An 11,920-nucleotide genomic window follows, 5' to 3' on the forward strand; every position below is an offset into this window, starting at 1 on the left:
CCTTTCCAGCGCCGGAACGGTGCTTACTGGCCGGTTGGCGCGCGGGGCTGCTGCCTACCGTTCGGTACGACGCCGACTCGACGTGACGACGCCCCGGATCCCGCGAGGGGGTCCGGGGCGTCGGCTCAGCGCGTCACTCGGTGGCGGCCTGGGTGCCGGGGGCCGAGGGCGGCTCGGGGCCGTCGTCGGTGGACTTCGGCACGTCGGCCGGGCCCGAGTCCTCGTCGCGGGAGACGTCGGCGGTCTCCAGCGGCGGGGCGTCCGGGAGCCCGGAGACCTTCTCGCCCTTGAACGAGAACGTCTTCTCGCCGTTCTCCTCGATGACGTCGACGAGCACGATCTGGCCGGGGCCGACCTCGCCGTAGAGCATCTTCTCGGCGAGCACGTCCTCGATCTCGCGCTGGACCGTACGGCGCAGCGGGCGAGCGCCCAGGACCGGGTCGAAGCCCCGCTCGGCGAGCAGGTTCTTCGCGTTCTGGGTGAGCTCGATCTGCATGTCGCGGTCCTTGAGCCGGAACTCCACCGCGGTGATCATGTTGTCGACCATCGCGATGATCTGCTGCTGGCTGAGCGGGGGGAAGACGATGATCTCGTCGACCCGGTTGAGGAACTCGGGGCGGAAGTGCTGCTTGAGCTCCTCCGACACCTTGCCCTTCATCCGCTCATAGGAGCCGGCCGCGTCGCCGGACTGCGCGAACCCGAGGTTGACGCCCTTGGCGATGTCCCGGGTGCCGAGGTTGGTGGTCATGATGATGACGGTGTTCTTGAAGTCGACCACCCGGCCCTGGGAGTCGGTCAGGCGACCCTCCTCCAGGATCTGCAGCAGGCTGTTGAAGATGTCCGGGTGGGCCTTCTCGATCTCGTCGAAGAGGACCACGGAGAACGGCTTGCGCCGCACCTTCTCGGTCAGCTGGCCGCCCTCCTCGTAGCCGACGTAGCCCGGGGGCGAGCCGAAGAGCCGGGAGACGGTGTGCTTCTCGCCGAACTCGCTCATGTCGAGCTGGATCAGCGCCTCCTCGTCGCCGAAGAGGAACTCCGCCAGGGTCTTGGACAGCCAGGTCTTCCCGACGCCGGAGGGACCGGCGAAGATGAAGGAGCCGCCGGGACGCTTGGGGTCCTTCAGGCCGGCACGAGTACGGCGGATCGCCCGGGAGAGCGCCTTGACGGCCTCCTCCTGGCCGATGACCCGCTTGTGCAGCTCGTCCTCCATCTTGAGCAGCCGGCTGGACTCCTCCTCCGACAGCTTCACGATCGGGATGCCGGTCGCCACGGCGAGCACCTCGGCGATCAGCTCCTCGTCGACCTCCGCGACCGCGTCCAGGTCGCCGGCGCGCCACTGCTTCTCACGCTCGGCCTTCTTCGCGATCAGCTGCTTCTCCTCATCGCGCAGCCTGGCGGCGGCCTCGAAATCCTGGCCGTCGATCGCGCCCTCCTTGCGCTGGCGGACCTCGCCGATCTTCTCGTCGAACTCGCGCAGGTCGGCAGGCTGGGTCATCCGGCGGATGCGCAGCCGGGAGCCGGCCTCGTCGATCAGGTCGATCGCCTTGTCCGGGAGGAACCGGTCGGAGATGTAGCGGTCGGCCAGCGTCGCCGCCGAGACCAGGGCCTCGTCGGTGATGGTGACCCGGTGGTGCGCCTCGTAGCGGTCGCGCAGCCCCTTGAGCATCTCGATGGTGTGCGCGATCGAGGGCTCGTTGACCTGGATCGGCTGGAAGCGGCGCTCCAGCGCGGCGTCCTTCTCGAGGTACTTGCGGTACTCGTCCAGGGTGGTCGCGCCGATGGTCTGCAGCTCGCCGCGGGCCAGCATCGGCTTGAGGATGCTGGCGGCGTCGATCGCGCCCTCGGCCGCGCCGGCCCCGACGAGGGTGTGGATCTCGTCGATGAACAGCACGATGTCGCCGCGGGTGCGGATCTCCTTGAGCACCTTCTTCAGCCGCTCCTCGAAGTCGCCGCGGTAGCGCGAGCCGGCCACCAGGGCCCCGAGGTCGAGGGTGTAGATGTGCTTGTCCTTCAACGTCTCGGGGACGTTGCCCTTGACGATGTCCTGGGCGAGCCCCTCGACGATCGTGGTCTTGCCGACGCCGGGCTCGCCGATGAGCACCGGGTTGTTCTTGGTACGGCGGGACAGGATCTGCATGACCCGCTCGATCTCCTGCTCGCGCCCGATCACCGGGTCGAGCTTGCCCTCGCGGGCCGCCTGGGTCAGGTTGCGGCCGAACTGGTCCAGGACCAGCGAGGAGGAGGGTGCCTCGGAGCCGCCACCGGCGGTGGCTGCGGCGGCCTGGCCGCCGGACTCCTTGCCCTGGAAGCCGCTGAGCAGCTGGATCACCTGCTGGCGGACCCGGTTGAGGTCCGCGCCCAGCTTCTGCAGCACCTGGGCCGCGACGCCCTCGCCCTCCCGGATCAGCCCGAGCAGGATGTGCTCGGTGCCGATGTAGGAGTGGCCGAGCTGCAGCGCCTCGCGCAGCGAGAGCTCCAGCACCTTCTTGGCGCGCGGGGTGAAGGGGATGTGCCCGGAGGGCGCCTGCTGGCCCTGGCCGATGGTCTCCTCGACCTGGGCGCGCACCGCCTCCAGGGAGATGTCGAGGGACTCCAGCGCCTTCGCCGCGACGCCCTCGCCCTCGTGGATCAGGCCGAGCAGGATGTGCTCGGTGCCGATGTAGTTGTGGGAGAGCATGCGGGCCTCTTCCTGGGCCAGCACGACCACCCTGCGGGCTCGGTCAGTGAACCGCTCGAACATGTGAACGACCTCGTTCCTGCGAAAACTTCGGGGTGTGCGCCGACACTGGCGCACGGTGAGTCCAACTCACGATCCACCCTACGTGTTTCCGGCAACGGCCGTTCGGCCTGTACGCCGAGAGCGAACTCGGCGCTGGCAGGCGTCAGTGGGCGGCGGCGTACGCCTCTCGGATCTCCGCGGAGACCCGGCCCCGGTCGGAGACCTCGTAGCCCTTCGAGCGGGCCCAGTCGCGGATCGCCTTGGTCTCCCCGGACGAGGAGGAGGACGAGGCGCCCCGGCGGGTACGGCGGGAGCCGGTGACCTTGCGGGCGTGACCGACGTAGCCGGCCAGGGCGTCGCGCAGGCCGGCGGCGTTCTTCTCGTTCAGATCGATCTCGTACTGCGTCCCGTCGAGACCGAAGACCACGGTCTCGGCGGCCTCGGAACCGTCCAGGTCGTCCACCAGGACGATATTCACCTTCTGCGCCATCGTGCATTCTCCTGCCGCGAAAACAATGGGGTCGAGCCCTTGTTTATCACAGGCGTGGCTGCGCCGGATCGTCGGCATTCCGGGGGGCGTGGAGTAGAAAGCGGCCAACTCGGGGTATGGATAGGCGATCAGCCGGCGCGGAGGGGGTCTCATCAATGAATTCACGGCTTTCCCGCCTCGTAATGGGCCGCGACCCTCTCGGCGGGCAGCACGCGGTCATAGATCGCGACGTCGTCCAGCAGCCCGTCCAGCGCGGTGTTGGCGGGCGCGGCCTGCCAGCCGCCGAGGTTGTCGCGCCCGATCCGCCAGAAGCCCTCGAAGCCCTGCGGCGGACCGGTGCCGCTGGCCACCTTCACTCCGTCGATGTAGAGCGTGGTGGTGTTCTGGCCGTGGGTGCCCACGATGTGGTGCCACTGGCCGTCGTTCACGATCTGCGGGCTGGTCAGCAGCGTGGTGCCCCAGGGCCCCACACCGAAGCGGGCCTTTCCGTCGGTGCCGATATAGGCGAGCCGGTCATAGGCACCGGAGTAGGCGATCTGCTCGGAGCCCATTCCGATGAGCCGGCCCGTCGCCGTCGACTTCACCCAGAGCTCGAGGGTGAAGTTCATCGGCTGCGGGACCTCCCTCTTCACCGCGGAGAGATAGCTCTCCGGGTTGCCCATATACAGCGCCGAATAGCTCTCGGGGCGGTCATTCACCGACCGGATCGAAATTCTGTCACTGATCATCGGGGTGGAGTTCCCACTGCTGTCGAAGGTGGGGTCTCCGGAGTCGCCCCGCAAGAAGATCCGCGGCCCGTCGGCGAGCACCTCCTCGCGATAGGACGGCGCGGCACGCTCGAAGGAGGCGGTGGTCTCGGTGGTGGCGGAGTACGCCGCCCGGCTGGGCGTGCCGGCCAGCTCCACGAAGAGCCCGACGACGACCACCGCGACCACCGCGAGCACTCCGACCACGAAGGCCGGCCGTCGCCACGGCACCGGCAGGGGACCGGGAACCGGGCGGCGCCGGCGGGTCCGCCCGCCGGACGCGGCGGGCTCGGTCACGGGCTCCTCCGGCCCGGCTGGCTGGTCGTCCAGCCGACGGGTCGCAAGGGAAGCGAGCAGCACCAGACCGTCGTCCTCCTGACGGATCAGTCGGTGCAGGCGCAGCCGGTCGGGGTGGTCCGGGTCGTCGACCAGCAGGATCTGACCGACCTTGATCTCGTCGGCGTCGACCGGCTTGGCCGCGACCACGTCGCCGGGGTTGATCAACGGGGACATCGAGCCCGAGGACACCGTCGTCGGCTGCCAGCCGATCACGGCCGGGAGGACCGCCCACAGTAGAAGGCCCCCCGCCACGGCGATCACCAAGCGGCTCGTCAGCGTCACGATCAGCCGAGCCCAGGTCGTGGGGGCGACCTGTGTGGGAGCCGGAGGGATCCTGTTCGGGGCGCTGGACATCGGTGTCGAACTCCGTGGCGGGGGGCAGTCGGGGGGGGTCGGGTCAGCTGTTCTGGGCCTCCCAGACGAAGTTGGTGGCCGCGGTGCCGCCCTGGGAGTCGTTGGTGACGCCGGCGTTGAGGGTGTAGGTGACCGTGTAGGCCTTGGACTCCCCCGGCTGCCCGGCGGTCTGCCACGTGCTGACGCCGGTGTTGAAGCCCTGGGCGGAGCCGGTGAACTCGGCCAGGGTGCCCGCGAAGACGGAGGTCTTCGCCTCCGCGTCGCAGCTGGCGGACTCGTCGATCTTCAGGTCGATCTGGGCGTCCAGGCCCTTGGTGGCGCTGGCGCCGGTGGCGTAGAGGCGGACGTCGGCGGGAAGGGTGCCGTGCGAGGTGACGGTCAGGCACTTGGTGCCGGTCTGGCCGGGCTTGAGGTCGGTGACCTGGAACATGGCCTGGCCGTTGTCGTCGTCGGTCAGGTTCACGGTGCCGGCCGCCCACGAGTTGCCGTCGTTGCTGGTCTTGGAGCTGAAGGCGGCGTACGACGCCTGACCGACGACCAGACCGCTGATGATCATCGCGGTGGGGAGGACGGCGATCTTGGCGACGCGGGTGGTGCGGCTGCTCGGCTGCTTCATCAAGAGGTTCCTTCGGGGTGCGGTGGTGAGCGGGTCAGGAGGTCGGCTCGGGGGTTTCCCTGTCGACACAAGTAACTTTAGATCCAAGATATCTCGGTTCGCAAGATAGTTGGGCAAAGAAGTTACTCCGTTCAGGCGTGATCTGCGTCACAGCAGGTCGAAGAGCCGACACCCGGGCATGCCGAGTACGGCGGACCTGGGAAGGTCCGCCGGCGAGGGGCCCGCTGGGGGCCGGTCCGCGGTTAGCGCGCGGCGGGCGTGAGCGCCAGGGTGAAGCGGTCGAAGAACTCCTGGACGACCGAGAGGTCGGCCCCCTCGGGCCAGTCGTCCAGGGCGACCAGGATCGCGGTGGTGTAGTACTCCACGATCCGCCGTCGGGCCGCCCGGCCCTCCGCGGTGAGGCTCAGCAGGATGCTGCGCCGGTCCCGGGGGTTGGGCTGGCGCTCGACCAGGCCGGCCGACACCATCCCGTCGATCAGGCCGGTCACCGATCCGGTGGTCATCGCGAGCGCCGCGGCCACCGCCTTGGGCGTGGTCTCCCCCGCGGCCCCGATCACGCCGAGCGCGCTCACCTTGTGCGTGCTGATCCCCAGCTCCTGGGCCAGCGCGGCGCGCATCAGGTCACCGGCCGCGTGCAGGCGCCCGAGGCCGTCGAGCAGCCCGGCCACCTCCGGCGTGACCCGACCCCCGGCGTCGGCGGCGATCGCGCGCGAGACCTCGGAGGCGGAGTCGGAGGCGGGGGACGTGCTCATCGGACGGGCTCCTCACGGGGGGGCGGCGCGGGCTGCGCCGGGAAGACATCTCGGAGTCAGGGTATCTTAGATATCAAGCAATACCTGGCTCGTTGCGCTCGAACACCGACGCGAGTCCCCGCAGGGTCAGGTCGGGGTCGTGCTGGGTGAGGCGCGCGCACTCCCCCACGACCAGTGGGGCGAGGTGACCGGTCGCGACCACCTCCACCTCGTCCGGGTCCGCCCCCAGCTCGGCGACCATCCGGTCCACCAGGCCGTCCACCTGCGCGGCGACCCCGAACAGCAGGCCCGACTGCAGCGCCTCGACGGTGTTCGTGGCGATCACCGAGCGGGGCCGCAGCAGCTCGACCTTGCGCAGCTGCGCGCCGCGCCTGCCCAGCGCCTCCAGCGCCAGGTCCATGCCGGGGGCGATCGCGCCGCCGACGTAGCGGTCCTGGCCGTCGAGCACGTCGAACGTCGTGGCGGTCGCTCCGAAGTCGACCACGATGGCGGGCCCGCCGTACCTCTCCTTGGCCGCCAGCGCGTTGACGATCCGGTCCGCTCCCACCTCGCGCGGGTTGTCGGTCCGGACCGCGACGCCGGTACGGACACCGGGCTCGACCACGACGGCCCCCAGGCCGGGGAAGTGCGTGGCGAGCATCTCCCGCCACTCGTGCAGCACCGCCGGCACGGTCGAGCAGACCGCGACGCCGACCGGCTCCTCCGGCTGCTCGGCCAGCAGCCCGCGGACCACGACCGCCCACTCGTCGGAGGTACGCCGCTCGTCGGTGCTCACCCGCCACCGCGCGACGACCTCGCCCTCGTCGAGCAGAGCCAGGGTGGTGTGCGCGTTGCCGATGTCGGCGGCCAGCACACTCATGCGTCGTCGTCCACCAGGTCGAAGCCGAGGTCGAAGACCGTGACCGAATGGGTGAGGGCGCCGACGGAGATGACGTCGACCCCGGTCTCGCCGACGGCGCGGGCCCGCTCCAGGGTGAGCCCGCCGGAGGCCTCCAGGGTCGCCCGCCCGGCGGTGAGCCGGACCGCCTCGCGCAACGTGTCGTCGTCCATGTTGTCGAGCAGGATCCGGTCGCAGCCCGCCTCGAGCAGCGCGGTCAGCTGGTCCAGGCGGGTCACCTCCACCTCGACGGGCAGGTCGGGGTAGGTCGCGCGCACCGCCTCGTAGGCGGGCACGACGCCGCCCGCGGCGATCACGTGGTTGTCCTTGACCAGGGCCATGTCGGAGAGGGAGAAGCGGTGGTTGACCCCGCCGCCGCAGCGCACGGCGTACTTCTGCAGGGAGCGCAGGCCCGGCAGCGTCTTGCGGGTGTCGAGCACCCGCGCGCCCGTGCCCTCAAGCGCGTCCACCCAGCGCGCGGTGGCGGTGGCCACGCCCGAGAGGTGGCAGGCGAGGTTGAGGGCGGTCCGCTCGGCCAGCAGCAGCCCGCGCGTGGGTCCGGCGACGTGCATGACCTCCTGCCCCGTCTCGACCCGGGTGCCGTCGGGGACCCGGCCGGTGATCTCGACGTCGTCACCCAGCACCGTGTGGAAGACCAGGGCCGCGATGCCCAGGCCGGCGACCACGCCGGGCTCGCGGGCGACGAACCCGCCGCTGGCGCGGGCGTCGGCGCGGATGGTCGCCACCGAGGTGGTGTCGACGCCGTCACCGGGCAGGTCCTCCTCCAGCGCGGCGGCGACCAGAGCGGCGATCTCGACGGGGTCCAGCCCGGCGGCACGCAGCTCCTCGGCCAGGCCCGCCGGGACGTCGGGATGGGTGCTCACCGATCCTCCTTCACGTCGGTCGCCGCCGCAGGCCGGAAGAGTACGGCGAACCCGCCACCGTCCGCCCACAGGTCGAAGTGGCCTGCGAACCGGTCGTCGTCGCGGTCGGGGAAGTCCTCCCGCCAGTGCGAGCCCCGCGTCTCCTCCCGCTCGAGGGCGGGGCGGGTCAGGGCGCTGCTGACGGTGAGCACGTTGGTCGCCTCCCAGGCGGCGGTGTCCGGGGTCCGGCTGGCCCGGGCGGCCGCGACCTCCGCGAGCCGCTTCGACGCGGCGGCCAGGCCCGCGGCGTCGCGCAGCACGCCCACCTCCGCGGTCATCGTCTCCTGCACGACCCGCAGCGCGTCCCCGTCCACCAGACCCTCCGGGCGGTCGTCGGCGACCGGGTCGCCCCACGCGCGCAGCTCACCGGGCAGCACCTCGGCGATCCGGCGGGAGAAGACCAGGCCCTCCAGCAGCGAGTTGGACGCGAGCCGGTTGGCGCCGTGCACACCCGAGCAGGCCACCTCGCCGGTCGCGTAGAGGCCCGCGATGGAGGTGCGCCCGGACAGGTCGGTGGCCACGCCGCCGGAGGCGTAGTGCTGCGCCGGCGCGACCGGGATCAGGTCGGTGGCCGGGTCCACCCCGTGGGCCCGGCAGCTGGCCAGGATCGTGGGGAACCGGCGCTCCCAGAAGGCGGCACCCAGCTGCCGCGCGTCCAGCCACATGTGCGGCCGGCCGCTCTCCAGCATCCGCCGGGTGATCGCTTTGGCCACGACGTCGCGAGGGGCCAGGTCGGCAAGCTCGTGGACCCCCTGCATGAAGCGGTTCCCCTCGAAGTCCACCAGGAAGGCGCCCTCGCCGCGCACCGCCTCGGAGATGAGCGGCTGCTGGCCGCGGGAGTCTGGGCCGAGATACATCACCGTGGGGTGGAACTGCACGAACTCCAGGTCGCGCAGCACCGCCCCGGCCCGCAGGGCGAGGGCCATCCCGTCGCCGGTACTGACCGCCGGGTTGGTGGTCTGGCTGAACACCTGGCCCAAGCCCCCGCTGGCCAGGACGAGCGCGCGGCAGTGGACCGCGCCCACCCCGTCGCGCTGGCCCTCCCCCATCACGTGCAGGGTGACGCCGGCGACGCCGCCGGAGGCGTCCCGCTGCAGGTCCAGGGCGAGGGCGTGCTGGATCACCTCGATCGCCGGGTTCTGCTCCACCGCGGCGATCAGGGCGCGCTGGATCTCCGCGCCGGTGGCGTCCCCGCCGGCGTGCGCGATCCGGTCGCGGTGGTGGCCGCCCTCGCGGGTCAGGCTGAGCTGCCCGTCGCGGAGGTCGAAGCGGGTGCCGAGGTCGATCAGCTCCCGGACGGCCGCCGGCCCCTCGGTCACGAGCACCCGCACGGCCTCTCGGTCGCATGCGCCGGCTCCGGCCACCAGGGTGTCCCACTCGTGCTGCTCGGGGGTGTCGCCGGGGCCGAGCGCGGCCGCGATCCCGCCCTGGGCCCACTGGGTCGACCCGGCGTTGAGCACGTCCTTGGTGACGACGAGCAGCCGCAGCGACGGATCCTCGGCGTGGATCCGCAGGGCGGCGCTGAGGCCGGCGATGCCCGAGCCCACGACGACGACGTCGGCGCGCGTGCTCCAGCCGGGCTCGGGCGCGCTCAGTCGCATCGGCAGGGCCGGCATCGGCGCGTCGGACATGGCGGGAGGCTACCGCTCCCGTCAGCCCACGAGGTCGCCGCGCCGGAGCAGGGGGTCGCCGTACGTCTCCGCCGGGTCGCCGCCCGCGCCGACCATCCGGTTGTCGGCGTCGACGAAGACCACGCGCGGCTCGAAGTCCCGCGCCTCGGCGGTCTCCATCTGCCCGTAGGCGATGAGGATGACGCAGTCGCCGGGGTGCACGAGGTGGGCGGCGGCGCCGTTGATGCCGAGGACGCCGGAGCCGCGCTCGCCGGCGATCGTGTAGGTCTCCAGACGGGCGCCGTTGGTGACGTCGACGATGTGCACGAGCTCGCCGGGGAGCAGGTCGGCCGCGTCGAGCAGGTCCTCGTCGACGGTGACCGACCCGACGTAGTGCAGGTCGGCCTGCGTCACGGTGGCGCGGTGGATCTTGCTCTTCATCATGGTGCGCAGCACGGTGCTGCTCCTCTCAGTCTGCGGTGCGGGCGCCGACCGGCGTCCCACCCGTGTGGGAGTACGACGACCCGCGGGGTCCGAGGGTCAGGGCGGCGTTGTCGATCAGCCGGGTCGTCCCGATCGTGGCCGCGACCAGGATCCGCGCGGACGTCCCCGGCCCCACGTCCTCGGGCAGCGGGCCCAGGGCGGGGTCGGTGACGACGAGGTAGTCGGTGACCACGCGGGGCTCGGCGTGCAGCACGGCCCGGGCGGCGGCCTCCGCATCCTCGGCCGTCCCGGCTCGCTCGGCAGCGGCCGTGAGCGCGCGGCTCAGGGCGACCGCCGCCTCCCGCTCCTCGGGGTCGAGGTAGCGGTTGCGGCTGGACAGCGCCAGCCCGTCGGGCTCGCGCAGGGTGGGGGCGCCGACGATCTCGACGCCCAGGCACAGGTCGTCGACCAGCCGCCGCACCAAGGTGAGCTGCTGGTAGTCCTTCTGGCCGAACACCGCGACGTCGGGGCGCACCAGCCCGAGCAGCTTGGTGACCACGGTGAGCACGCCGCGGAAGTGGCCGGGGCGGGTCCGACCCTCCAGGACCTCGCCGAGCGGTCCGGGGTCCACGGTGACCTGCGGCTCGACCATGGTCTCGCCGCTGCCGGGATAGACGTCGGCGACCTCCGGGGCGTAGACCACGTCCACGCCCTCCCGGGCGGACAGCTCCAGGTCGGCGGGCATGGTGCGGGGGTAGCGGTCCAGGTCCTCGCCCGGACCGAACTGCAGCGGGTTGACGAAGACCGAGACCACGACGGGGCCGTCCCCGACGTGCTCGCGCGCGACCCGCATCAGGCTGGCATGCCCCTCGTGCAGGGCGCCCATGGTCGGGACGAGTCCGATCCGCCTGCCCTCCCGGCGGGACTCCTCGAGCAGCGCGGCCACCTCGGCCCGGGTCCGGACCAGCACCGGGGCGCTCACCGCTCCACCCCCGTCGCCGTCGTGCCGGCCCGGTCGGCCACCGCCCGGTCGAGCACGCGGCTGATCGCGGCGGCCCTGATCGGCAGCACGCGGCCGTCCAGGACCGCCCGGTCCAGGGTGGCCCGGGCGAGCGAGACGTAGGAGAGCAGCGCCTGCGGTGCCGCGGTCGCGATCTCGTCGAGGTGGTCGCGCACGGTGCGGACGTCGCCGCGGACGATCGGCCCGGTCAGGGCGTCGTCGCCGTGCGCCAGCGCGTTGTCCAGCGCCGCCGTGAGCAGCGGGCGCAGGGTCGCGGCCGCCGTACCCGACGAGCCGTCCGTGGCCGCGGCGACCATCTCCATCGCCTCGCTGACCAGCGTGACCAGGTGGTTGGCGCCGTGCGCGAGCCCGGCGTGGTAGAGCGCACGCCGGTCCTCGGCCACCCACATCGGGGTGCCGCCGAGGTCGGCCACGAGCGACTCCGCGACCGCGCGCTCGCCCGCCTCCGCGGTGAGGCCAACGACGCAGCCGGCCAGGCGCGGCAGGTCGCGGTCGGTCCCGGAGAAGGTCATCGCCGGGTGCAGCGCGACGCACCGCGCACCCGCCTCCCGAGCCGGCTCGAGGATCGCCAGGCCGTGCCGGCCGGAGGTGTGCACCACCAGCTGGCCGGGACGGATCGCCCCGGAGGCGGTGAGCATCGAGGCGACGTTGGCGAGCATGTCGTCGGGGACGGTGAGCAGGAGTACGTCGCACCCGCGGGCCACCTCGCTCGGCTTGCGGACCCCGACGCCGGGCAGCAGGGCCGCGGCGCGCGCCCGGGAGGCGTCGGACTCGCCGGAGACGCCGGTGACCCGGTGTCCCGCGGCTCTCAGCGCGGCGGCCAGGACGGCTCCCACGCGTCCGGCGCCGACGACGCCGATGCTCGTGCGGGCGCGCTCGGGCGCGCGCAGGGGTGCACTCATGTGACCGCGAACCTTTCCGTTCCAGTCCCGCCGACCACTCCCGGGCGGGAGCCGGATCGGGTACCGGACGTTGTGCTCTGGTGTGCTGCCCCCACGGTACGCCGGCCGCGGACCGGCGGCCACGTGATGTGCGCTACCCCTCACCCGG

General features: G+C 72.2%; 11 protein-coding genes. All 11 read right to left on the reverse strand.

What is annotated here, in order from left to right; all coding sequences use genetic code 11:
• Positions 1 to 133: 133 nt before the first annotated feature.
• Positions 134 to 2,740: an ATP-dependent Clp protease ATP-binding subunit gene (locus K8W59_RS16550; RefSeq protein WP_223396055.1), complete on the reverse strand. Its 2,607-nt coding sequence runs from the start codon at positions 2,738 to 2,740 to the stop codon at positions 134 to 136.
• Between the two features lie 142 nt (positions 2,741 to 2,882).
• Entirely contained in the window at positions 2,883 to 3,209 is a 327-nt protein-coding gene (locus K8W59_RS16555; RefSeq protein WP_223396056.1) for a histone-like nucleoid-structuring protein Lsr2, read from the reverse strand.
• Between the two features lie 161 nt (positions 3,210 to 3,370).
• Complete coding sequence (locus K8W59_RS16560) at positions 3,371 to 4,576, reverse strand: LamG-like jellyroll fold domain-containing protein (RefSeq protein ID WP_223396057.1); 1,206 nt, start codon at positions 4,574 to 4,576, stop codon at positions 3,371 to 3,373.
• Positions 4,577 to 4,691: 115 nt separating this feature from the next.
• A complete protein-coding gene (locus K8W59_RS16565) occupies positions 4,692 to 5,264 on the reverse strand; it encodes a CalY family protein (protein ID WP_223396058.1) in 573 nt (190 codons plus the stop codon).
• Between the two features lie 242 nt (positions 5,265 to 5,506).
• Complete coding sequence (locus tag K8W59_RS16570; RefSeq protein ID WP_223396059.1) at positions 5,507 to 6,016, reverse strand: MarR family winged helix-turn-helix transcriptional regulator; 510 nt, start codon at positions 6,014 to 6,016, stop codon at positions 5,507 to 5,509.
• 73 nt (positions 6,017 to 6,089) lie between these two features.
• Entirely contained in the window at positions 6,090 to 6,875 is a 786-nt protein-coding gene (locus K8W59_RS16575; RefSeq protein WP_223396060.1) for a type III pantothenate kinase, read from the reverse strand.
• Positions 6,872 to 7,777, reverse strand: a complete 906-nt coding sequence (gene nadC / locus K8W59_RS16580) for a carboxylating nicotinate-nucleotide diphosphorylase (protein ID WP_223396061.1) — start codon at positions 7,775 to 7,777, stop codon at positions 6,872 to 6,874. Before nadC ends, K8W59_RS16575 begins: the two co-directional genes overlap by 4 nt.
• Positions 7,774 to 9,447, reverse strand: coding sequence for an L-aspartate oxidase (locus K8W59_RS16585; RefSeq protein ID WP_223396062.1), 1,674 nt, complete (start codon positions 9,445 to 9,447; stop codon positions 7,774 to 7,776). Before K8W59_RS16585 ends, nadC begins: the two co-directional genes overlap by 4 nt.
• A 21-nt stretch (positions 9,448 to 9,468) precedes the next feature.
• A complete protein-coding gene (gene panD, locus K8W59_RS16590) occupies positions 9,469 to 9,882 on the reverse strand; it encodes an aspartate 1-decarboxylase (RefSeq protein ID WP_223396063.1) in 414 nt (137 codons plus the stop codon).
• Positions 9,883 to 9,895: 13 nt separating this feature from the next.
• Positions 9,896 to 10,831, reverse strand: a complete 936-nt coding sequence (gene panC / locus K8W59_RS16595; RefSeq protein ID WP_223396064.1) for a pantoate--beta-alanine ligase — start codon at positions 10,829 to 10,831, stop codon at positions 9,896 to 9,898.
• Positions 10,828 to 11,772 (reverse strand): Rossmann-like and DUF2520 domain-containing protein, encoded by a 945-nt coding sequence (locus K8W59_RS16600; protein ID WP_223396065.1) that lies wholly within the window; start codon positions 11,770 to 11,772, stop codon positions 10,828 to 10,830. The genes panC and K8W59_RS16600 overlap by 4 nt, the downstream gene beginning before the upstream one ends.
• Positions 11,773 to 11,920 lie beyond the last annotated feature (148 nt).

The organism is Nocardioides rotundus, assembly GCF_019931675.1.
GTDB classification, from domain to species: domain Bacteria; phylum Actinomycetota; class Actinomycetes; order Propionibacteriales; family Nocardioidaceae; genus Nocardioides; species Nocardioides rotundus.

Coding starts and splice junctions, on each gene's coding strand:
- K8W59_RS16550 (WP_223396055.1), bottom strand. CDS start 2,740: ATGTTCGAGCGGTTCACTGACCGAGCCCGCAGGGTGGTCGTGCTGGCC.
- K8W59_RS16555 (WP_223396056.1), bottom strand. CDS start 3,209: ATGGCGCAGAAGGTGAATATCGTCCTGGTGGACGACCTGGACGGTTCC.
- K8W59_RS16570 (WP_223396059.1), bottom strand. CDS start 6,016: ATGAGCACGTCCCCCGCCTCCGACTCCGCCTCCGAGGTCTCGCGCGCG.
- K8W59_RS16600 (WP_223396065.1), bottom strand. CDS start 11,772: ATGAGTGCACCCCTGCGCGCGCCCGAGCGCGCCCGCACGAGCATCGGC.
- K8W59_RS16575 (WP_223396060.1), bottom strand. CDS start 6,875: ATGAGTGTGCTGGCCGCCGACATCGGCAACGCGCACACCACCCTGGCT.
- K8W59_RS16585 (WP_223396062.1), bottom strand. CDS start 9,447: ATGTCCGACGCGCCGATGCCGGCCCTGCCGATGCGACTGAGCGCGCCC.
- K8W59_RS16565 (WP_223396058.1), bottom strand. CDS start 5,264: ATGAAGCAGCCGAGCAGCCGCACCACCCGCGTCGCCAAGATCGCCGTC.